This is a genomic window from Catellatospora chokoriensis (genome assembly GCF_011297315.1).
Classification (GTDB): domain Bacteria; phylum Actinomycetota; class Actinomycetes; order Mycobacteriales; family Micromonosporaceae; genus Catellatospora; species Catellatospora citrea.
Map to the genome: position 1 here is coordinate 83,475 of NZ_JAAOTI010000018.1, position 22,494 is coordinate 105,968.

Annotated in this window: 16 protein-coding genes; 10 read left to right on the forward strand and 6 right to left on the reverse strand. The window is 71.9% G+C overall.

The genetic code is table 11. The features are described from left to right. Window positions 1–40: 40 nt before the first annotated feature. Window positions 41–934 (reverse strand): NAD-dependent epimerase/dehydratase family protein, encoded by an 894-nt coding sequence (locus HAV39_RS25740; protein ID WP_191841739.1) that lies wholly within the window; start codon window positions 932–934, stop codon window positions 41–43. Between the two features lie 219 nt (window positions 935–1,153). Here HAV39_RS25740 and HAV39_RS25745 point away from each other — a divergent pair, with 219 nt between their 5' ends. Then, on the forward strand, window positions 1,154–2,359 hold the full coding sequence (locus HAV39_RS25745) for an MFS transporter (RefSeq protein WP_191841740.1): 1,206 nt from the start codon (window positions 1,154–1,156) through the stop codon (window positions 2,357–2,359). A 44-nt stretch (window positions 2,360–2,403) separates the two neighbouring features. Here the strand turns inward: HAV39_RS25745 and HAV39_RS25750 are convergent, their stop codons facing one another. After that, entirely contained in the window at window positions 2,404–3,534 is a 1,131-nt protein-coding gene (locus HAV39_RS25750; RefSeq protein ID WP_191841798.1) for a hypothetical protein, read from the reverse strand. 300 nt (window positions 3,535–3,834) lie between these two features. Here HAV39_RS25750 and HAV39_RS25755 point away from each other — a divergent pair, with 300 nt between their 5' ends. Further along, a complete protein-coding gene (locus HAV39_RS25755; RefSeq protein WP_191841741.1) occupies window positions 3,835–4,296 on the forward strand; it encodes a hypothetical protein in 462 nt (153 codons plus the stop codon). Between the two features lie 30 nt (window positions 4,297–4,326). On the opposite strand, the gene HAV39_RS25760 is transcribed toward HAV39_RS25755, so the two are convergent. Genes HAV39_RS25760 through HAV39_RS25770 form a run of 3 tightly spaced genes read right to left on the reverse strand, consistent with a single transcriptional unit; the run spans window position 4,327 to window position 8,471 of the window. Then, a complete protein-coding gene (locus HAV39_RS25760) occupies window positions 4,327–5,580 on the reverse strand; it encodes an amidohydrolase/deacetylase family metallohydrolase (RefSeq protein WP_191841742.1) in 1,254 nt (417 codons plus the stop codon). Between the two features lie 51 nt (window positions 5,581–5,631). Continuing rightward, complete coding sequence (locus HAV39_RS25765; protein WP_191841743.1) at window positions 5,632–6,534, reverse strand: HAD family hydrolase; 903 nt, start codon at window positions 6,532–6,534, stop codon at window positions 5,632–5,634. Further along, window positions 6,534–8,471, reverse strand: coding sequence for an arylsulfatase (locus HAV39_RS25770; RefSeq protein ID WP_203736086.1), 1,938 nt, complete (start codon window positions 8,469–8,471; stop codon window positions 6,534–6,536). The genes HAV39_RS25765 and HAV39_RS25770 overlap by 1 nt, the downstream gene beginning before the upstream one ends. A gap of 111 nt (window positions 8,472–8,582) precedes the next feature. On the opposite strand from HAV39_RS25770, the gene HAV39_RS25775 reads away from it, so the two are divergent. The 5 genes from HAV39_RS25775 to HAV39_RS25795 all read left to right on the forward strand — a co-directional run bounded on the left by HAV39_RS25775 (window position 8,583) and on the right by HAV39_RS25795 (window position 14,040). Continuing rightward, the gene (locus HAV39_RS25775) at window positions 8,583–9,290 is read left to right on the forward strand and encodes a ZIP family metal transporter (protein ID WP_203736085.1); all 708 of its coding nucleotides are present in this window, start codon (window positions 8,583–8,585) and stop codon (window positions 9,288–9,290) included. 163 nt (window positions 9,291–9,453) lie between these two features. Further along, window positions 9,454–10,215, forward strand: coding sequence for an HdeD family acid-resistance protein (locus HAV39_RS25780; protein WP_191841744.1), 762 nt, complete (start codon window positions 9,454–9,456; stop codon window positions 10,213–10,215). Between the two features lie 68 nt (window positions 10,216–10,283). Then, window positions 10,284–11,195: a formylglycine-generating enzyme family protein gene (locus HAV39_RS25785; protein ID WP_191841801.1), complete on the forward strand. Its 912-nt coding sequence runs from the start codon at window positions 10,284–10,286 to the stop codon at window positions 11,193–11,195. Window positions 11,196–11,359: 164 nt separating this feature from the next. Beyond that, window positions 11,360–12,607, forward strand: coding sequence for a hypothetical protein (locus tag HAV39_RS25790; RefSeq protein WP_191841745.1), 1,248 nt, complete (start codon window positions 11,360–11,362; stop codon window positions 12,605–12,607). 104 nt (window positions 12,608–12,711) lie between these two features. Beyond that, complete coding sequence (locus HAV39_RS25795) at window positions 12,712–14,040, forward strand: ATP-dependent 6-phosphofructokinase (RefSeq protein WP_191841746.1); 1,329 nt, start codon at window positions 12,712–12,714, stop codon at window positions 14,038–14,040. A 76-nt stretch (window positions 14,041–14,116) separates the two neighbouring features. Here the strand turns inward: HAV39_RS25795 and HAV39_RS25800 are convergent, their stop codons facing one another. Further along, complete coding sequence (locus tag HAV39_RS25800) at window positions 14,117–16,693, reverse strand: MGH1-like glycoside hydrolase domain-containing protein (RefSeq protein WP_191841802.1); 2,577 nt, start codon at window positions 16,691–16,693, stop codon at window positions 14,117–14,119. Window positions 16,694–16,878: 185 nt separating this feature from the next. On the opposite strand from HAV39_RS25800, the gene HAV39_RS25805 reads away from it, so the two are divergent. The 3 genes from HAV39_RS25805 to glgB all read left to right on the forward strand — a co-directional run bounded on the left by HAV39_RS25805 (window position 16,879) and on the right by glgB (window position 22,436). Further along, window positions 16,879–18,843, forward strand: coding sequence for an amylo-alpha-1,6-glucosidase (locus HAV39_RS25805; RefSeq protein WP_191841747.1), 1,965 nt, complete (start codon window positions 16,879–16,881; stop codon window positions 18,841–18,843). A gap of 143 nt (window positions 18,844–18,986) precedes the next feature. Then, complete coding sequence (locus tag HAV39_RS25810) at window positions 18,987–20,327, forward strand: glycosyltransferase family 4 protein (protein WP_239120215.1); 1,341 nt, start codon at window positions 18,987–18,989, stop codon at window positions 20,325–20,327. A 267-nt stretch (window positions 20,328–20,594) separates the two neighbouring features. Next, window positions 20,595–22,436: a 1,4-alpha-glucan branching protein GlgB gene (gene glgB, locus HAV39_RS25815; RefSeq protein ID WP_239120213.1), complete on the forward strand. Its 1,842-nt coding sequence runs from the start codon at window positions 20,595–20,597 to the stop codon at window positions 22,434–22,436. Window positions 22,437–22,494 lie beyond the last annotated feature (58 nt).

The window sequence follows — 22,494 nt, forward strand, 5'->3', positions numbered from 1 at the left end:
TCCTGGTCCAGCTTCTGGACCAGGACCGCGGTTCACCGGTTCACGGGCGCGGGTTGTCGCGCACGAAGTCGGCGATGTAGCGGTCCAGCGCCACCTTCGGCTCCCAGCCCAGGTCACGCACCTTCGAGTTGTCGGCGCGGCCGTGGGTGCGCTCGCCGCGCTTGGCCGGGATCATCACGTGCTCGGTGCCGAACATCTTCGCGACCTCGATCAGCTCCCACTCCCGGCCGTTGCCGAGCAGGTAGCCGTCGCCCTTGCCGCCCTCGGCGGAGACCAGGATGCCGGAGATGATGTCCGAGATGTGGGTGAAGTCGCGGGTCTGCGTGCCCGGGGACACCACCGTCAGCGGCTCGCCCGCGAGGTACTGCCGCTCGAAGATGCCGAGCACGGTCGCGTAGGTGCCGGCGCTGATCTGGCCCGGCCCGTACGCGTTGTAGAAGTACGTGATCACGTAGTCGAGGCCGTACCACTCGCCATAGTTCTTGATCAGCTCGACGTTCTTGGCCTTGGTCCAGGCGTACGGGTTGAGGTGCTCGTCCTGGCCCTCGTTGCCGAACTTCGAGCTGGACGCCGAGTAGACCAGCCGCGCGCCGTGCTGGGCGGCGAAGCGGATGACCTCCTTGGTGCCGTGGGTGTTGTACTCCCAGGTGCGGTCGAACTCGTCGAACGACTGCACGATCCGGGCGTACTCCCCCAGGTGGAAGACCATCTTCGGGGACTCGAAGCCGTGCTCCGCCCAGATCTTGAAGATGTCCACGGTCGAGCCGTCGAGGTACTTCACCCGCTCGTCGACGATCTCATTGTCGTGCCGGCCCGTGAAGTAGTTGTCGACGGACACGATCCGCGCGGTCGGGTGGGTGTCCAGCAGCGCCCGGATGAGGTGTGTGCCCACGAAGCCGGCACCACCGGTGACCAGCAGCGTCTCGTTCGACATGAATCTTCGCTCCCGCAGTTCTCGACCGGCACTAGTCAGCTCCCGGCCGGCCACGAGCGGGCGCGCCGCTCGAACCCAGGGCCTGGCCAGGGCACTGCGCAGCATACAGGCTCGCGCGCCGGGACGGCCGGGCTGCGGGCCGCGCAGGGGCCGCATACATTCATGATGTTCGCACTCACAGCGGCCCTCCCCGGCCCGCACCCTTCGGAGACGGACCCCATGACCTCGTCACCGCACGACCGCGTCCGGCTGCACCGGGCGCGGCTGGCCGTCGGCCTGCTCTTCGGACTCTACGGCGTGATCCTCGGCACCTGGACCGCCCGCATCCCGGCGATCAAACAGGGCCTGGCGCTCACCGACGGCGCGCTCAGCCTCGGCCTGCTGGCCTTCGCCGCGGGGGCGATCATCGGCATGCAGGCCGCGGGACGGCTGGTCGACCGGTACGGCGCCGGCCGGCTGCTGCTGCCCGTCGTGCTGGCCGACGGCCTGCTGCTGGCCTCCCCCGCGTTCGCGCCGAACCTGCCGGTGCTGGCCGGCTGCCTGCTGGCCTTCGGCACCGCGCACGGGCTGCTCAACATCACCATGAACACGGCCGCCGTCGAGGTGCAGCGGGCCTGGCAGGCGCCGATCATGTCGTCGTTCCACGCCGTCTACAGCATCGGCGGCTTCCTCGGGGCGGCGGTCGGCGGCCTGTGCGCGTACGCCGGGCTCGGTGCGCCGGCCACCTTCCTGGCCGTGGCCGCGGTCGTCGCGGTGACCGCGCCGGTGGCGGCACGCCGGCGGCTCGCCCCGTCGGCGGTCCCGGCGGCGGAGACCGGGCCGGGCGGGGGCGGGCTGCCGGGCGTGACGTTCCTCGGCGTGCTGGTCTTCTGCTGCCTCGTCGGCGAGGGCGCGGCGGCCGACTGGAGCAGCGTCTACCTGCGCGACAGCCTGGGCAGCACGCCGGGCTTCGCGGCCGCCGCGTACGCCGCCTTCTCGATCATGATGATGGCCGGGCGGCTGGTCGGCGACCGGCTCACCGCAGCGCTGGGCCCGGTGCGGCTGGTCCGCTACAGCGGGGTGCTCGCCGCGCTGGGCCTCGGCACCGCGCTGCTGATCGCGCACCCGGTCGCCGGGGTCGCCGGGTTCGGCCTGCTCGGCGCGGGGCTGGCCTGCATCGCGCCACAGGTGTTCTCCGCGGCCGGCAGCCAGGACCCGGCGCGGGCCGGGCAGGCCATCGCCCGCGTCGCCAGCCTCGGCTTCCTCGGCTTCGTCGTCGGCCCCCTGGTCATCGGCGCACTGGCCGAGGTGGTCGGCCTCCCCGCCGCCCTGGCGGTCCCCGCCGTCCTGGCCCTGTTCGTCGCGGCAGCAGCCACCGCCCTCCGCCCCGAGCCAAAGGAAGGGCACCTTCCCATCGCTATGCGTAGAGGAAGGGCACCTTCTTAACGCTGCGGGCTCGCGGCCTGCGGGTCCACTCGCTGGTTGCGGGTTTACCTGCGCAGGGTGGAGGACTTGACGGTCGGGTTGCGGGCGCCGAGGAAGAAGATGCCGGGGAAACCCCCGGTCTCGAAGCCGTCGCTGGGGTTGCGCTGCAGGGTGGAGCCCTCGATCGTCATGGTGCCGGTGCGGTCGTTGCTCACGAAGAAGACCGCGCCGCCGCCCTCCTCGGCGTGGTTGTCCGTGACGATCGAACCCGCGATGCGCACCGTGAACAGGTTGCCGTCGGTGTAGATGGCGCCGCCGCTGCCGCCGCCGGGCTTGCCGGCACGGGCCGGGTTGGCCCCGCTGCCGATGGCGCTGTTGTGCGTGAGCACGCTGTTGAGCACCACCCAGGAGACGCCGATGCTGCTCAGCGCGCCGCCGTTGGAGCACCGGCCGCCGAGCCCCTTGCCGCCGCCGAAGGTGCTGTTGACGACGTACACCGGCAGGTTCTTGGACTGGCTGAGCACCCGGATCGCCGCGCCGCCCAGATCCGGGCCGGTGTCGTCGCAGCGGTTGCGGATGAAGCGCGAGTTGACCACCTTGAACCGCCCACCGCGTACGAAGATCGCGCCGCCCCCGCCGCCCTCCGCGGTCTCGCCGGTCGAGTTGCCGTCGGCGAAGGTCAGGTTCTGCACCGTGAGCTGCGGGTGGTCCTGGTCCTGGCAGTGCGAGGTGGTCCAGCCCTGCGCCTTGTCACACGTGTTCATGTAGAGGATGCGCCGCTTGCCGCCGCCACTGAGGGTGATCTTCCCGCCGCCGTCGAGCACGATCTTCGGCCCGTTCGCGTTCTTGACCTTCGCGGTGGCCGCCATGGTGATCGTCAGCGGATCCGGCCCGCAGTCGAACGTGATGACCCCGCCCGCCGCGACGGCGGCGACCACGGCCTTGGAGGTGCAGCTCGCGGGCGTGCCGTTGCCGATCACCCGGGTCGGCCGCGACGTGTCCACGGCCTTCGCCTCGGCCGGCACGGTCGCCTGGCCCTTCGGGTTGCCCACCACCACCGCTGCCGTCGGCGCGGGTGACGAGGGCGCGGCGCTCGGGGCAGCCGACGACGGCGCGGCACTCGCCCCGGCCGCCACCCAGCTGCCCTGCGGCTCCGGCACCGCCTCCGACCCGCACCCCGCCGGCAGCACGGCCATCACGGCACCGGCAACGACCGCAACCCAGGAACGCCTACGCACCGCAGGAGCCTAAGCCCTCTCCCCGCTTCCCGCCTCTCCGCGCTTCTCCCGCCCCCGCCCAGCCCCGGCCCGAAGGTCGGACGCGGTCCAGGCCGGTTGGGGGCTTCGGCCGCAGCGTTGGCGCGGGATCGTACGCGGCCGGGCGGTCACCTGCGCGGACTTGGCCGAGTTCGCCCGGGGCCGCCCGTCGCGGGCAGAAGATGGACGTCTTGGGGCCGGCTCTCCCAGCCGGGCCCGCGGCCCCGATTGGAGGACGTCATGCGACGCCTCTCACGCGCAGCCTGCATCCTCTCCACCACCGTCCTCGCCGCGCTCGGCTTCAGTGCGGTGCCTGCCGCGGCCGAACCTACGCCGCAGGTCTGCACCAAGACCGCCAAGACCGTCGAGGACGGCCTCAGCCAGTTCGCGACCGAGCTGTCCAAGGTCACCGCGGCCGCCGATTCCGGCAACATGGCCGCCGCGAACCAGTCCGTGAAGGCGGCGGGCGGCGAGCTGGTCGACCTCGCCGCGAACCTGCGCACCGACGCCGCGTCCGCCGACGCCGCGGACGTCAAGACCACGCTGGGCCAGCTCGCCGACGAGTTCGAGGCCCAGGGCAAGAGCCTGACCGACATGAGCTCGCTGCAGAAGCTCGACGTCACCAAGATCGACGCCCTCTCCGACAAGATGATCGCGATCTGCGGCGCCGCCTCCTCCGGCACTCCGGCAACACCGCGCTGACCCGCCGAGCGGGTCGATCCTGCGGGTCGATCAGGGGCGGGCGAACTGCTCGGCGAGGCCGTCGGGATCGACCAGGGGCGACGTGAGCAGGTCGCGGACCGAGCGCTCGCGGCGGGCCAGTGCGTCGCGCTGGGCGCGGGTGAGCGGAACCCACGGCGGAGGCGGTGCGGGCAGGCTCGGCGGCAGCAGCCGCCCGGCGACGTAGGTGGCCTCGTTGCGCAGCCGCAGCGGCGCACTGCGGAGCTGCCCGTGCACGTCCGCGAGCGGGAAGTCGCCCTCCTCCACGGTGAACACGGCCAGATCGGCCGGTGCGCCGACGCGCAGCGTGCCGGTGCCCGCGGGCAGCCCGAGGGCACGCGCGGGCGCGCTGGTCGCCGCGGCGACGACCGCGGCCGGCGGCAGGCCCACGGCGAGCAGCTTGGCCATCGTCGTCGGCAGGTCGAAGGCGGGACCGTGCAGCGAGCGCGCGTGCAGGTCGGTGGAGACGGTGTGCGGCGGCATCCCGGCCGCGAGCTGCGCCTCCAGCACGTCGTACGCGAAGCCGCCCGAGCCGTGGCCCAGATCGAACAGCACCCCGTTGTCGTACGCGCGGCGCAGTGCCGGATCGAGGCCGCCCCGGCCCAGGGCGATGCCACTGGCGCAGTGCGTGACGATGTCACCGGGTCCGAGCAGCGGCAGCAGGTCGGCGATGGCAGGCGGCGCAAGTCCGACGTGCACCATGACCGGCAGCTCGCAGGCGCGCGCGACGGCGATCGCGCGGCGCAGCGGCTCCAGCCCGTTGGCCCCGACGGTGTTGGCGTCGATGCGGGCCTTGACCCCGTGCACGAGGTCCCGGTTCGCGGTGACGGCGGTGATCGCGAGGTCGACGTCGCACGCGGCGAGGTCGCGGGACTCGCCGGTGAGCCCGGTCAGCCCGACGGCGGAGATGTTGAGCAGCACGGGCACCCGCACCCGGTAGCCGCGCACCGCGCGGCGCAGGGCGTCGAGCCCGTAGGCCCCGGCGGAGCCCGCGTCGACCCAGGTGGTGACACCGGAGCACCAGGCGACCGGGTCGGGGTCGATGCCCCAGTACGTCGCGCCGGGGAAGACGTGCGTGTGCAGGTCGACCAGGCCGGGCGTGACCAGGCGGCCGCGCGCGTCGACGAGCTCGCGCGTGCCCTCGCGGGGCAGGTCCACGCCGACCGCGGCGATCCGCCCGCCGGTCACCGCCACGTCGGCCACGCCGTCGCGGCCACTGTCCGGATCGATCACATGACCACCGGTCAGCAGCAGGTCGTGAACCATGCCAGGGCTCCTCGCGGTCGGCGCTCCCGGACGACCCTAGCCGCCACCGGCTCAGGCCGGGAAGATCACCGACCAGTCGTCCCGCATGGACACCACGCTCCAGCCGAGGCGGCCCGCGGTGGCGGTGATCGGCTCGGTGTCCCTGAAGGTCACCGCGGCTGAGGCGTACGCGTACTCCCGCTCCGCGTCGTCGTGGTCGATCAGCACGGCCAGGCTGGGCATACCAGCGGCCCGGGCGTACTCCAGCATCTCCCGGTCGCCCGCGGAGTTGCCGGCCGCGAAGATCGGACGGCGGCCCAGCTGGGTCTGGATGTGCTCGACCTTCGCCCAGCCCTCGTTGACCTCGCCCTGCGCCTGCGCGGTGCGCACCAGCGCCGGACCGCCGCCGTGCTGTTCGTAGTGGTATTCGACCAGCGTGCCGACCACGTCGTCGGGGCGCACACCGTAGAGGTCGCGGCTGACCGCGCGCACGAACTCGGTGCCGCCACCGGTGACGATGAAGACGTCGAAGCCGTGCCCCCGCAGCGCCTCCAGCAGCTCCAGCATCGGCTGGTAGACCATCTTCGGATAGGGGGCGCCCCGGCCGGGGTGCTTCTCGGCCGCCATGAAGTCGCGCACCCGCTCGGCGAACTCGTCCGGCGTCCAGCCCGCGCACAGCTCCAGCAGGGCCAGCGCGATCCGCTGCAGGCCCAGCTCGCCGAGTGCGGCCCGGTCGCCGTCCAGCAGGGCCCGGTATTCGGTCCGGTCGCCGAGGGCGGCATCGTGCTCGACGGCGGCGTGCAGGGTGCGCACGAGGAAGTCGTACTGGATGTAGTTCGGCTTCTCGCACCACAGGGTGCCGTCGTTGTCGAGCACGGCCACCCGCTGGTCGGGCGGCAGCGCCAGCGACTCGTCGAGGAACGACGTGATCGCCTCGCGCGCGGCGCCGGGCCGCCAGGAGGGCAGGAACGCCATCAGTGACTCCCGATCCCTTCCGCCAGCTTCGCCATGACCTGGTCCACGGTGAAGCTGGCCGCCTCCTGCCGGGGCGGGAACTCGGCGAAGGTGGCGATGAAGTCGGCCACCAGCTTCTGCCCGGCCAGCACCAGGAACACGCGATCCAGCAGCCAGTCGTAATAGGTGTTGGAGGTGACGTCGGCCCGCTCGAACGGGTCGGTGCGCAGGTTGTAGAGCTTCGGCACGCGCAGCGTGACGAACGGCTCGGCCCAGATACGCAGCGTGCCGGGCACGCGCTGCTCCATGAAGACCAGCTTCCAGTTGTCGAAGCGCATCGCGGTCAGGTCGCCGTCGTCGGAGAAGTAGAAGAAGCCCTCGCGCGGGCTGTGCGGCTCGGCGTCGGTGAGGTAGGGCAGCAGGTTGAAGCCGTCCAGGTGCACGTGGAACCGCTTGCCGGCGGCCTCGTGCCCGGCTTTGAGCTTCGCCGCGATGTCCGGGTCGCCCGCGGCGGCCAGCAGCGTCGGCAGCAGGTCGAGATGGCTGACGACCTCGTTGGAGACCCAGCCCGCGGGGATCCGGCCGGGCCAGCGCAGCATCGCCGGCACCCGGTAGGCCCCCTCCCAGTTCGAGTTCTTCTCGTTGCGGAACGGGGTCATGCCCGCGTCCGGCCAGCTGTTCATGTGCGGGCCGTTGTCGGTGCTGTACATGACGATGGTGTCGTCGGCGATGCCCAGCGCGTCCAGCAGGCCGAGCAGCTCCCCGACGATGCGGTCGTGGTCGACCATCACGTCGTGGTAGTCGGACTGCCACGGCCCCGCCTGGCCCTTGATCTCGGGGCGCGGGTGCGTCTTGAAGTGCATGTGCGTCGTGTTGAACCAGACGAAGAACGGGGTGTCGGCGGCGGCCTGCCGGCTGATGAAGTCGGCCGCGTGCTCGAACACCTCGTCGTCGATGATCTCCATCCGCTTGCGGGTCAGCGGTCCGGTGTCCTCGATCTTCTGGCCGCCGCCGGGCAGCGCCCAGCTGTGCAGCACCCCGCGCGGCCCGAAGTGCTTCTTGAACCCGGGGAACCGGCGCGGGTCCGGGTAGTCCTCGTGCTCGGGCTCCTCCTCGGCGTTGAGGTGGTAGAGGTTGCCGAAGAACTCGTCGAAGCCGTGCAGCGTGGGCAGGAACTCGTCCTTGTCGCCGAGATGGTTCTTGCCGAACTGACCGGTCGCGTACCCGTGCGGTTTCAGCAGCTCGGCGATGGTCGGATCGGCGGCCTGCAGGCCGGTGTCCGCGCCCGGCATGCCGACCTTGGACAGGCCGGTGCGGAACACCGACTGCCCGGTCAGGAACGCGGCGCGGCCCGCGGTGCAGCTCTGCTCGCCGTAGTAGTCGGTGAAGCGCACCCCCTCGGCGGCGATGCGGTCGATGTTCGGCGTGCGGTAGCCCATCAGCCCGTCGCTGTAGCAGCTCAGGTTGGTGATGCCGATGTCGTCGCCCCAGATGACCAGGATGTTGGGCTTGCGGCCCGCGCCCGCGCCGCCCGCCGCGGACCGCGGCGACGACTTGCGCGCCGGGCCACGGTCGGCCGCGGTGCGTGCGCTCGCGCGGGAAGGCGGGGCCTTCTTCGCGGGTACGGGCACCGCCGCCTTCCTGCGCGGCCCCGTCTTGCGCGCGGGAGGCCCGCCCGGGCCCCCGCCCGCGACCACAGCCGCCGACCTGAGCAACTGCTCGGCGGGAGCGGCCTTCGCGGCGGCAGTCTTCTTCGCGGTCGCCTTCGTAGCGGAGGCCTTCGTAGTGGCGGCCTTTGCAGTGGCGGCCTTTGCAGTGGCGGCCTTCGGCGTGACGGTCTTTGTCGCGGTCGCCTTGCTCGGGGCGGCCTTGCGGGCCGCCTGCTGCGCTGCGGCCGTCTGCTTCGCCGACGCCTTCTTCGCGGTCGCCTTCTTCGCCGTGGACTGCGTACGGGGCATGTCGCCTCCCAGGGACCCGGTTACCGCGCTCCAGTATTCCGGAGATACGAGCCTTATTTCCGTTATTGCCGGAATGCATTGATACCGTCGTAACCGGACGATGGAGGTCGCGTGGGCGTGCTGACGGCTGCCGGATGGGGCGCCTTGGCGGCGTTCTCCCTGGTCGTCGGCGCGTGGCTGGCCCTGCGGCCGCGCCCGGTCTCCGAGACGCGGGTCGGCATGGTGATGGGCTTCGGCTCCGGCGCACTGCTCGCCGCGATCGCCTACGAGCTGGTGCCCACCGGCTTCCACCAGGACGTGCTGCTGTTCTCCGCGTTCGGCCTGGGCGCGGTCGTCTTCTTCGTCACGGACGCGGTCGTCGCCGGGCGGCGCACCATGGGCGCGGCTTCGGCGGAGCGGTCCCTGGTGATCGGCACGCTGCTGGACGGCGTGCCGGAGTCGCTGGTGCTGGGCATCGGGGTGGCCATGAACGGCGACGTGGCGGTGGCCTTCCTGGTCGCGGTGTTCGTGTCCAACCTGCCCGAAGCCATCGGCGCGACGGCGACCATGCGCACCCACGGGCACACCAGAGCCCAGGTGTACGGCTTGTGGTGGAGCATCGTGGCGGTGTCCGCGCTGGCCGCGGCCGCCGGCTACGCGCTGTACCAGGTGGTGCCGCGGGCCGACGGCGGTTACGTGGAGGCCTTCGCCGCGGGCGCGGTGCTGACCATGCTGGCCGACTCGATGATCCCGGAGGCCTACCGGCAGGGCGGCAAGGCCACCGGCCTGCTGGCGGTGCTCGGCTTCGCGGTGGCCGGCGCGCTCTCCGCGCTGGAGTAGCCGATATCAAGGACAGATTGCGAAAACACCGCATTTCAGCATGAGACGGTGCATAGTCTGCAACCGGATGGCTCTCACTTCCGGCGGGACCCATGGGCAGGCGCGACGAGCGAAATCGACCGCGGCCCGCGCATGCCGCCGACGAGCGCAGCGAGGAGAAGGCATGAGCACCGCATCGCCCAGCCCCAGCACCGGTAAGCCCGCCGCGGCCGGCGCCCACGCGGCGAAGGAGGCCGAGGGCGTGGCGACCGGCACCGCCCGGGCGGCCACCGGGTCCACGCCCGGCCCGATCCCGCCGGGCACGACGTCGACCGGCGACGTGTTCCGCGGCGCCGGAACGCCGCTGCCCGCATCCCGGGTGCCGTGGTGGCTGTTCCTCATCACCGGCGTCTGCTGGATCATCGTCAGCTGGTTCGTGCTGGCCCTCAACCAGTCGCCGGTGCGCAGCATCGCCACGGTCGCCACGCTGGCCGGCATCGTCGTGCTGGTGGCCGGCATCTTCGAGCTGTTCCAGGCGTTCACCGCACCCGGCTGGCGCTGGCTGCACGCCATCCTCGGCGTGCTGTTCCTGATCACGGGCTTCATCTGCTGGATCAACCCCGGCGGCACGGTGTTCTGGCTGGCCGCCTTCATCGGCTGGTACCTGCTGTTCAAGGGCGCCGCCGACATCGTGCTCGCCTTCCTCACCAAGAAGGAGCACGACGGCTGGTGGCTCGGCCTGGTCGTCGGCATCATCGAGATGCTGCTGGGCTTCTGGGCAGCGGGCCGCTTCACCCGCTCGTTCTTCCTGCTCATCGTGTTCGTCGGCGCGATCTGCCTGGCCCGCGGCATCACCGACTTCATCATGGCGTTCCGGATGCGCGACCTGAAGCACAAGGCGGAGCAGGGGCTCGTCGGACCGGGCGGCACGGCGGTCACCGCGTGAGCGGACCGGTCACCCTGACCCGGCCCGGCCGGGACGGCGAGGCACCAGGCACGCCGCCCCGGCCGGGCATGGTGTGGCTGCCCGGCGGCACGTTCCGGATGGGCTCCGACGCGCACTACCCCGAGGAGGCGCCCGCGCACCCGGCGCGGGTCGGCGGCTTCTGGATCGATCGGCAGCAGGTCACCAACCGGCAGTTCGCCGAGTTCGTCCGGCGGACCGGCCACGTCACCGTCGCCGAGACCGCCCCGGATCCGGCCGACTATCCCGGGGCCGACCCGTCGCTGCTGGTCCCCGCGTCGGTCGTGTTCGTCCGGCCGCCCCGCCGGGTGGACCTGCGCGACGTGCGGAACTGGTGGCAGCTGCTGCCCGGCGCGGACTGGCGCCACCCGTACGGGCCCGGCTCCGACCTGCGCGGCCTCGACGACCATCCGGTCGTGCACGTGGCCTGGGCCGATGTCGCCGCGTACGCGGCCTGGGCAGGCGGCGACCTGCCGACCGAGGCCGAATGGGAGTACGCCGCGTCCGGCGGCGCGACCGAGCCGGCCGAGTACGCCTGGGGCCACGAGCTGACCCCGGGCGGGCGGCATCTGGCCAACGTGTGGCAGGGCGAGTTCCCGGTGCTCAACCTGGCCGCCGACGGCTACGAGACGACCGCGCCCGTCGGCTCCTTCCCGCCGAACGCGTTCGGGCTGCACGACATGATCGGCAACGTGTGGGAGTGGACGTCCGACTGGTACGGCCCGCACGACACCGCCGGTGAGCACGCCTGCTGCGCCCCGGCGAAGCCGCACGGCGGCGACGAGCGGGCCAGCTACGACCCGGCCACGCCCGCCGTGCGCATCCCCCGCCGGGTGATGAAGGGCGGCTCCTTCCTCTGCGCGCCGAACTACTGCCGCCGCTACCGCCCCGCCGCCCGGATGCCCCAGGCCGTCGACACCTCGACCTGCCACCTCGGCTTCCGCCTGGTGGTCCGGCCCTGACCCGACCCGGCCCGCCTCGATCGTCCGACTTGCCTGGCACATGTGGGAATGCGCGCGCAAGATACGCACATCTGCCGGGCAAGTCGGACGACCTCGGGTGACGGTCGCCGCCGGGCGGGGACCCGGGCTGCGGGCGGGCAGGTGTTCCGGGGAGGATTCTCTGCATGTCCTCAGCGCCCTTCGCCGTCCTCGCCCCCGAGGTCCCGGCGACCGCCCCCGAGGATCCGCCGTCGCGGTGGCGCCGCAGGGGCTTGGCGCTGCTCCCGCCGGTGCTGGCCTACCTGGTCAGCCACCTGGTCTACACGGTCGCCGGGGCGCTGGTGGCCGAGCCGTTCCTGCCGGTGTCCGGCCGCGTGCGCGCCGACTCGGGGCTCTACGCGCTGGTCGCCTCGCGCGGTTACGAGCTGTTCCTGTGCGACGCCGACCCCGACCTCGGGCCGATGTTCGCACCCGGCGCGTGGTGCGGCACCGCGGGCTGGTTCCCGCTCTACCCCGGGCTCATCCGGGTGCTCACCTGGCCGACCGGGCTGGGCGAGTACGAAGCCGGCCTGATCATCACCGAGGTCTGCCTGCTGCTGTCGTTCGTGCTGCTGTGGCGGCTGCTGCGCGACACGGCCCGGCCGGTCGCCGGCGCGGTGCTGGCGCTGGCCACGCTGCTGCCCGCGGGCGTCTACCTGCACGCCGTGTTCCCGATGGCGCTGGCCGGTGCGCTGCTGCTCGCCTGCGTCACCGCGGTCGCGTCCCGCCGGTGGGTGCTCGCGGGACTGGCCGGTGCGCTGGTCGCCGCGGCGTACCCGATGGGGGTCGCGGTCGCCGCGATCGGCTTCGGCGCCGTGCTGACCCTGCTCGGCCGCGGTGAGCTGCGGCCGTGGGCGGCGGTGCGGGCCGCGCTCGCCGGGTGCGGGCTGCCGCTGGCCGGGCTGGGCGCGGTCTTCGGCGTGCACCAGCTGACCGTCGGGCACTGGAACGCGTACCTGATGATCCAGGAGCACTACGGCAACGGCCTGCACAACCCGCTGCACTCACTGGCCGAGCTGGCGACCGAACCGTCCGTGATACCCATCGCCGAGCCGCGGCGGGAGCTGCTCTGGGTGCTGCACCTGTTCACGGACGCCGAGCTGTGGTGGTCCCTGGCACTGGCGCTGCTGGTCGTGGCCGCCGCGGTGATCGCCTCGGGCCGCGGACGGCTGCGGCCGTTCGACGCCGGGCTCGCGATCTACGCGGTCGCGCTGTTCGTCGGGCCGCTGATCGCCGGGCCGGGCGTGTCCCAGTACCGGTCGCACACCCTGCTGCTGCCCGTGCTGCTCGTGCTGCGGCACCTGCCCGCCAAGCTGCTGTGGCCGTACGCCGCCGTCGCGGGTGTGATCGCGGTGCCGATGGGCATGCTCTTCTCGACCTGGCTGCTGTTCTGAGCGATGATCCATCTGCCGGACCCGGCGGCGCAGCCGCGGCCCGGTGAAACATTGTCCCGATAGGCTGCTCGCCCCGCCGCGACAGCGACATGTGGAGGACGGCCATGGCTCCGGAGTCCGTTGACCTGACGGTGCGCACGCTCGGCGACTGCCGCATCGAATCGCCGCTGGCGCCGCTGCTGGCCGAGACCGAGAGCACCGAGCACTACGTCGATGAGAACGACCGGGTGCTGTTCGACGACACCGTGAACATGATCGCCGCCCGCAAGGCCAAGCTGGACGCGCTGCCCGGCTTCGAGCCCGGCGGCCCGCGCCGCAAGATCTTCTTCCAGCCGTCGAAGACCCGCGTCGGCATCGTCACCTGCGGTGGCCTGTGCCCCGGCCTCAACGACGTCATCCGCGGCCTGGTGCTGGAACTGACCTCGCACTACGGCGTCACGAAGATCTACGGGTTCCGCAACGGCTACCAGGGCTTCATCGCCAAGTACGGCCACCCGCCGATCGACCTCGACGCCGAGGCGGTCAGCGGCGTCAACGAGTACGGTGGCACCATCCTGGGCACCTCCCGGGGCAGCCAGGACCCGTACGAGATCGTCGACTGCCTGGAGTCGATGAGCATCAACGTGCTGTTCGTGATCGGCGGCGACGGCTCCATGCGCGGCGCGCTGACCATCGCCGACGTGGTCAAGGAGCGCGGCCTGAAGATCGCCGTGATCGGCGTGCCGAAGACCATCGACAACGACATCCCGTACATCGACCAGAGCTTCGGCTTCCAGACCGCCTTCTCCAAGGCGACCGAGTCGCTGCGCAGCGCCCACGTCGAAGCCCGCGCGGTGCCCAACGGGGTCGGCCTGGTGCAGGTCATGGGCCGCCACTCCGGCTTCATCGCCTGCTACGCCACCCTGGCCAACAACGACGCCGACTACGTGCTCATCCCCGAGGTGCCGTTCCAGCTCGACGGGGACGACGGCTTCCTCGCCCACCTGCGGCGGCGGGTCCGCGAGCGCGGCCACGCGGTGGTCGTCGCGGCCGAGGGCGCGGGCCAGGAGTACCTGGAGTCCGGCGAGCCCGGACAGGTCGACCAGTCCGGCAACCGCAAACTCAAGGACATCGGCCTCTACCTGCGCAGGCGTATCGCGGACGACTTCGCCGAGCACGGCATGGAGACCAGCCTCAAGTACATCGACCCGAGCTACGCCATCCGCAGCGTGCCCGCCAACCCGTACGACAGCGTCTACTGCATCCGGCTGGCCCACGCCGCCGTGCACGCGGCCATGGCCGGGCGCACCGCGATGGTCGTCGGCCGCTGGCGCGGCCGCTTCGTGCACGTCCCGATAGCGCTGGCCATCAGCAAGCGCAACCAGGTCGACCCGGCCGGTGACCTCTGGATGTCCGTGCTCGAAACCACCGGCCAACCCCGCACCTTCGGCTGAGGATCCGTTTTTGTGGACGCTGGATGCCGCTGCGGCAACGTCTGGCGTCCACAAAAACGGATCAAGGGGCGCGTCGCTACCGGCTGTGGCGGTTGCGGGTGAGGATCAGGTCGAGGACGAGGGCGGTCCAGCCGCACTGGTGGGTCGCGCCGAGGCCCATGCCGTTGTCGCCGTGGAAGAACTCCGGGAACGTCAGGTGCCGGGTCCAGTCCGGGTGGTCGCCCAGCAGCGGGTGCACCGGCAGGTAGGGGCGGTTGCCGTCCTTGTCCGGCAGGAACAGGCTGATGAGCCGGTCGGAGAGGTCGTCGGCGATCTGGTCGAGGGTCAGCTTCTGCCCGGACCGGGTCGGATACTCCACCAGCAGGTCGTCGTGGAAGAACCGGGCGTAGTGCCGGATGCCCTCGATGAGCAGGTAGTTCGTCGGGAACCAGATCGGCCCGCGCCAGTTGGAGTTGCCGCCGAACAGCCCGTTGTTCGACTCCGCCGGCTCGTACCCCACGGTGTAGTCGTGCCCGCCGAGCCGGATCGTGTACGGCTTGTCCAGGTGCGCGCGCGACAGCGTACGCAGCCCGTAGTCGGACAGGAACTCCTCGGTGTCCAGCATCCGGCTCAGGATGCGCCGCAGCTGCTCCGGCCCGACCACCGCGAGCAGGCGCTGCTGCTGCCCGCCGTCGGAGATCCGCCGTGCCCCGACGACCTCGGTGAACTCGGGCCGGTTGGTCAGGAACCAGCGCAGCCGCGCCGCGATCTCCGGCAGCCGCACCAGCGTCACCGAGCTGAGCGTCGTCGTCGCGCACAGCGGCAGCAGGCCGACCACCGAGCGCACCTTCAGCGGCACCTCCCGCCCGTCGGTGCGCCGCAGCAGGTCGTAGAAGAAGCCGTCCTCGTCGTCCCAGAGTCCCTGGTGGGAGGCGGCGTTGGCGATGTAGGCGAAGTGTTCCAGGAACTTGGTCGCGATGTCGGTCCAGACCCGGTCGTGGGTGGCCAGCACCAGCGAGATCTCCAGCAGGTTGAGGGCGTACATCGCCATCCAGGCGGTGCCGTCGGACTGCTCCAGCACCCCGGGCACCGGTAGCGACGCCGACCGGTCGAACGGGCCGACGTTGTCCAGGCCGAGGAAGCCGCCCTCGAACAGGTTGTTGCCGCCGGTGTCCTTGCGGTTGACCCACCAGGTGAAGTTGAGCAGCAGCTTGTGCATGACGCGGGCCAGGAAGGCGTAGTCGCGCCCGCCGTCGATCTCGAACACGCGCAGCGCCGCCCAGGCGTGTACGGGCGGATTCACGTCGCCGAACGCCCACTCGTACGCCGGGAGCTGCCCGTTGGGGTGCAGGTACCAGTCGCGCAGCAGGAGCAGGATCTGCTCCTTGGCGAAGTGCGGGTCGACCCGGGCCAGCGCCACGCAGTGGAACGCCAGGTCCCAGGCGGCGTACCAGGGGTACTCCCACGGGTCCGGCATGGAGATGACGTCGAAGCTGGTCATGTGCCGCCAGGCGCTGTTGCGCCCGAACCGGCGGCCCTCCGGCGGCGCGGGCGAGGCCGGGTCGCCGTCCAGCCAGCGGGCCACGTCGTAGTGGTAGAACTGCTTGCCCCACATCAGCCCGGCGACCGCCTCGCGCACGATCTGCGCCTGCGCGGGCGGCGTGCCCGGCGGGACCAGCCAGCCGAAGTACTGGTCGGCCTCGGCCCTGCGCGCGGCCATGACCTGGTCGAACTCCGCGCCCAGCGAGGGCACCGGGCGCTCCTTGCCGCCCGGGGCGGCGACCTGGGTCAGCCGCAGCCTGATCTGCGCCGTCTCGCCCGGCGGCACGGTCAGCACGTAGTGCAGCGCGGCCTTGGTCCCGGTGCGCGCCGGGTTGACCGTGGGCAGGCCGTGCACCACGTGGTCGGCGATGCCGTCCTTCGGGTAGTCGGGCGTCTCCTCGTATCCCCACAGCCGCGCCGCATTGGTCTCGTTGTCGCAGGCCAGGGGCTCGGGCGTGCCGTCGCCCTGCAGCACCAGCCGACCGAGGATGCGGTGCTGGCCCCGCAGCTCGCCGCCGCCGGCCACGATCTCCGGCTTGTCGTCGCGGCCCGGCAGGCCCCACGACCAGGTGTTGCGGAACCACAGCGTGGGCAGCACGTGCAGGGTCGCCGGAGCCGCGCCGCGGTTGGTGACCGAGACGAGCATGCACATGTCCGTCGGCGAGGCCTTGGCGTAGTCGACGGTGACGACCCAGTAGCGGTCGTCGGCGAAGACACCGGTGTCGGCCAGCTCGTACTCTGGCTCGGAGCGGTCCAGCTGGCGGTTGACCGCGACCAGCTCCGAGTACGGGAACTCGCGCTGCGGGTAGTGGTAGCGCCACGACATCCACGAGTGCGTCGGCGTGGAGTCGGTGTACCACCAGTACTCCTTGGCGTCCTCGCCGTGGTTGCCCTCGTTGCCGGTCAGGCCGAAGATGCGCTCCTTGAGGATCGGGTCGGCCCCGTTCCACAGGCCCAGGCCGAAGCAGAAGGTCTGCCGCTCGTCGCAGATGCCGGCCAGCCCGTCCTCGTTCCAGCGGAACGCGCGGGAGCGGGCGTGGTCGTGCGGGAAGTACTCCCAGGCCGTGCCGTGCTCGCTGTAGTCCTCGCGCACGGTGCCCCAGGCCCGCTCGGAGAGGTAGGGCCCCCACATCCGCCAGGGCTCCGCCCCGGCATCCGCATCGGCCAGTCTCCTGCGTTCCGCGTCAATCACGCGTGTTCCCCGCTCTGCTCGCCCACCCCGTGATTGTCTCCTGCCTCTGTTACACGTCTGCGTAACTTTGGCGGAGTCGCGCGATCACCATCCCGATTGCCCCGGTTTTTTGACAGAGTTGCTGCATGCGATTCGGGACGCAGGTATGTGGCGAGCCGGCCCTCGGCGCGGCGCGGGAGTGGCTGGTGGCCGACGGGCGCGGCGGTTACGCGATGGGCACGGTGAGCGGGCTGCGCACGCGGCGCTACCACGCGCTGCTCGTGGTCGCGGGGGACACTCCGGCGGCCAGGCAGGTCGGCCTGGCCGCGCTCGATCCGGTGGTACGCCCGCCCGGCGGCCGGATCGTGCGGCTGGGTGTCCACGAGTGGGCCGACGGCACGATCGCCCCGCAGGGACACCTCCTGCTGGAGGAGTTCGCCCTGGTGGACGGTCTACCCCGGTGGCGCTGGCGGATCGGCGCGACGGTGCTGGAGCGCACCCTGGCGATGCGCCACGGCTCTCCGTGCGTGGCGGTCGTGGACCGGCTCGTCGGCGGCGGGCCGGTGGAGCTGTCCCTGGAGGCGCTGTGCACCTGGCGTGACCAGCACGGCGAGCGTCGCGCGGGTGACCTGCCGGTGCACGAGGTCGCCGGAGGCGCGGTCGTCGCCGGCGCGTACCGGCTGCGCGGCCGCCTGGCCGCCGGCGGCGGTCCCGCGTCGGCGCCCGCCGGACCGCCCGACACCCGGCCGTGGGCCGACCGGGCCGCCGACGCCGGCTGGGCCCCGGACGGGACCTGGCTGCGCAACGTGCACCACCGGATGGAGGCCGCCCGCGGCTACGTGCCGAACGAGGATCTGCTGCTGGCGGGCCGGTTCACCGCGACGCTGGCCGAGCCCGGCGACGCCCTGGAGGTGACCGCCTGGGCCGGTGACCTGAGCGTCGAACCGCCATCGGCCGCGACGATCGTGGACACCGAACGCGCGCGCCGCCGGGCGCTGACCGCCGGTGCGGCCGACGCCGATGCCGCGCGGCTGACCCTGGCGGCGGACGCGTTCGTGGTGACCACCGCCGGCGGGCCGGACGTGGTGGCGGGCTACCCGTGGTTCGGCGCCTGGTCACGCGACACGATGACGTCCTACGAGGGGCTGTTCCTGACCACCGGGCGCCTGGAGCAGGGGCGGGAGCTGCTGCGGGCGTACGCGGCGACGCTGTCGGAGGGCATGCTCGCCAACACGGCCGACGGCGGCGCGGTCGGTTACAACACCGCCGACGCGACGCTGTGGTTCCTGCACGCGATCGACCGGCACGTGCGCGCGAGCGACGACGACGACCTCGCCGCGGAGCTGGTGCCCGCGCTGGACGAGGTGCTGGCGGCGCACCTGCGCGGCACCCGCTACGGGATCAAGGTCGACGAGAGCGACGGGCTGCTCGTGCAGGGCGCCGACGGCGAGGCGCTGACCTGGATGGACGCCCGCGTCGACGGGATGGGCGTGACCCCGCGCGCGGGCAAGGCCGTCGACATCAACGCGCTGTGGTGCAACGGGCTGGCGGCGCTGGCCGCGCTGCGCGAGCGGGCCGGGCGGCACAGCGACGACGTGCGGCGGCGGCACGCGGTGACGGAGGCGGCGTTCCGGCGGCGCTTCCCCGCACCGGGCGGCCACCTCTACGACGTCCTCGATCCCGACGACGCCGCGCTGCGGCCGAACCAGCTGCTGGCCTGGTCGCTGCCGTACGCCCCGATGGAACCGGACCCGGCGGTGCTGCACCGGATCACCGACGCCCTGCTCACCCCGCTCGGGCCGCGCAGCCTCGACCCGGCCGACCCGGCCTACCGGCCGGTGCACGGCGGCACGCTGCGCGACCGCGATCTGGCCTACCACCAGGGCACGGTCTGGCCGTGGCTGATCGGGCCGCTGGGTGACGCGCTGCGCCGGGCCGGGCTGCCGACCCGCGGGGTGCTGACCGGACTGCTGGCACATCTGGGTGACCACGGTCTCGGCTCGGTCAGCGAGACCGCCGACGGCGACGCCCCGCACCGGGCCACGGGCTGCCCGTTCCAGGCGTGGAGCGTGGCCGAGACGATGAGAATTCACGTCACGTCTACTGAGTAGTAGCAGAGCGTAACAGACACGAAACACAAGGTCCCCAGCTCGAAATTGGTATCAGTCAGACTTTGTACAACCCCAAAGGCGTACACGGCACCGAGTGTCCGGTGCCTTGATTTCGTATGCCCGGGAGTCTGCGAGGGGGCCGCATGACCATGAACCTTCCCGTTCCATCGGGTCCGCCGACGGCATCGAAGCCGCTGCGGATCATGATGCTTTCCTGGGAGTACCCGCCGGTTGTGGTCGGCGGTCTCGGTCGGCACGTGCATGCGCTGGCCAATTCGCTGGTGATGGCCGGGCACCACGTCACCGTGGTCACCCGGCACGCGCCCGGCGCGCCGCTGGAGGAGTACGCTCCCCCGCCGGTGCCCGGGGTGCAGGGGGTGCGCATCGTCCGCGCGCCCGAGGACCCGCCGCTGTTCCCGCTCGCCACCCCGACGCTGCTGGCGTGGACGATGGCGTTCAACCACACGCTGACCCGGGCCGCGCTGCGGGCCGCCGAGGCCGACGACTACGACGTGATCCACGGCCACGACTGGCTGGTCACGCACACCGCGGTGACGCTGGCCGAGCACCTGGGCCGCCCGCTGGTCGCCACCATCCACGCCACCGAGGCCGGTCGGCACCAGGGCTGGCTGCCGGAGGACCTGAACAAGAGCATCCACTCCGTCGAGTGGTGGCTCGGCCACCGCGCCTGCCGGGTGCTGGTCTGCTCGGAGTACATGCGCTGGGAGGTCACCCGCCTGCTCAACCTGCCCATCGGCAAGGTCGACGTCATCCCCAACGGCGTCGACGGCCGGGTCTGGAAGGCGCCCGTGCAGGCGGTCCGTGAGGCCCGCTCGCGCTTCGCCGGGGACGGGCCGCTGGTCGGCTTCGCCGGGCGGCTGGTGTACGAGAAGGGCGTGCAGCACCTGGTCGACGCCGTGCCGCAGCTGGCCGACGAGCACCCGGGCCTGCGGGTGGTCATCGCCGGCGACGGCCCCTACCGCGAGCAGCTGGTCGAGGCGACGCACCAGCTGAAGATCGACAAGACGGTCAGCTTCATCGGCTTCCTGTCCGAGCGCGAGCTGCCCGCCGTGCTCGCGGCGACCGACGCCACCGTGGTGCCCTCGCTGTACGAGCCGTTCGGCATGGTCGCGCTGGAGGCCGCCGCGGCCGGCGCGCCGCTGGCCGTCGCCGACACCGGCGGCCTGGCCGAGATCGTCGAACCCGGCGTGACCGGCATGACCTTCCCGCACAGCAACCCCGAGGCGCTGGCGGGCGCCGTGGGCACGCTGCTTGCCGAGCCGGTCAAGGCCAAGCAGATCGCCAGACGCGCGCTGACCATGGTGTCCAAGCGGTACGGCTGGCAGACCATCGCGGCCAGCACCGTGCAGACCTATCGCAGCGCCATCGCCCAGGAGCCCGCCTTCCAGGTCGAGCGCCTGGCCGAGCAGTCCGGCGGTGAGCGCCCTCAGATCATCGTCCCTGACGGAAACCTGCTCCGATGAGCGAGCGCAGCGAGCGAATCACGGGCGCCGTTCGGCTCATCGCGACGCCGGAGGCGGCGCAATGAGCGAGCGCAGCGAGCGAATCATGGGCGCCGTTCGGCTCATCGCGACGCCGGAGGCGGCGCGATGAGCGAGCGCAGCGAGCGAATCATGGGCGCCGTTCAGCGCCCCACCCCGACCGCAAGCGAGCCGATGAGCAGCGAGGACGGTGCGGATACGGCTTCGGCTCGTTGGTCAACGGGGCATCCGGAACGGCGAGGAGAAGCCATGAACCTGATCGGCGATCTTGATCTATACCTCATCGGCGAGGGCAGGCACGAGCGGCTCTGGAAGGTGCTCGGGGCCAATCCCGAGCCCGACGGCGCGGGCTGGCGCTTCGCGGTATGGGCGCCGAACGCCCGCGAGGTGCAGGTCATCGGTGACTTCTCGGGCTGGTGGCCGGACGACGGCATCCCGATGCGCCCGCAGGGCGGCAGCGGGGTCTGGGCGGCCACGGTGCCGCACGCCGCAGCCGGCCAGCGCTACCGCTACCGGGTCCACGGCGCCGACGGCCGCTGGACCTACCGCGCCGACCCGCTGGCCGTCGCGACGCAGTGCCCCCCGGAGAACGCCTCGGTGCTCTTCTCCTCCGACTACACCTGGAACGACGAGTCCTGGATGGCCGGGCGCGGCAAGCGCGCCGACCACCACGCCCGGCCGATGGCCACCTACGAGGTGCACCTGGGCTCGTGGCGGCCGGGGCTGTCCTACAAGGAACTGGCCGACGAACTGGTCGCCTACGTGACCGACCTGGGCTTCACGCACGTGGAGTTCCTGCCGGTGATGGAGCACCCGTACGGCGGCTCGTGGGGCTACCAGATCACCGGCTTCTACGCGCCCACCGCCCGCTTCGGCGACCCGGACCAGTTCCGGCACCTCGTCGACCGGCTGCACCAGGCCGGCATCGGCGTGCTGCTGGACTGGGTGCCCGCCCACTTCCCCCGGGACGAGTGGGCGCTGGCCCGCTTCGACGGCACCCCGCTCTACGAGCACGAGGATCCGCAGCGCGGCGAGCACCCCGACTGGGGCACGCTGGTGTTCAACTACGGCCGGCGCGAGGTGCGCAACTTCCTGGTCGCCAACGCCCGCTACTGGTGCGAGGAGTTCCACGTCGACGGCCTGCGCGTGGACGCGGTCGCGTCGATGCTCTACCTCGACTACTCCCGCGAGGCCGGGCAGTGGACGCCCAACGTGTTCGGCGGCAACACCTACCTGGAGGCGGTCGACTTCCTCCAGGAGCTCAACACCGCCGTGTACGCCGATCAGCCCGGCATCCTCACCGTCGCCGAGGAGTCGACGGCCTGGCCGGGCGTGTCCCGCCCGGTCGAGTTCGGCGGCCTGGGCTTCGGCATGAAGTGGAACATGGGGTGGATGCACGACACCCTCGAATACCTCAAGAAGGACCCGTCGCACCGCAGCTACCACCACGCGCAGCTCACCTGGCCCAGCTGCTACGCCTTCGACGAGCAGTGGGTGCTGCCGCTCAGCCACGACGAGGTGGTGCACGGCAAGCGCTCGCTGATGGGCAAGCTGCCCGGCGACCGCTGGCAGCGGCTGGCCGGGCTGCGCGGGCTGCTGGGCTACATGTACGCCTTCCCCGGCAAGAAGCTGCTGTTCATGGGCGCGGAACTGGCCCAGGAATCGGAGTGGAGCGAGCAGTTCGGGCTCGACTGGGCGCACGCCGACTATCACGGGGACGTGCGCGGGCTGGTGCGCGACCTGAACCGGATCTACCGCGACAGCGCCGCGCTGTGGGCCCGCGACACCGAACCGGGCGGGTTCAGCTGGATCGACCCGCACGACTCGGGCAGCAACACCGTCTCCTTCGTACGCCACGGCAAGACGTCGAAGAAGCTGCTGGCCTGCGTGGCCAACTTCTCCGGCATCCCGCTGCACGCCCACCAGATCAAGCTGCCGCGCACCGGGTCGTGGCTGGAGGTGCTCAACACCGACGCGGAGGTGTACGGCGGTTCCGGGGTCGGCAACATGGGCCGGATCCGCACCGACGCCGAGGGCAACGCGGTCGTCCAGGTCGGACCTTACGGGGCGGTCTGGTTCGCCCCCGCGTGACGATGGTCTTCAACACGATGACCGGCGCCGGCATCGGTGCCGGTCATCGTGTTTTCCG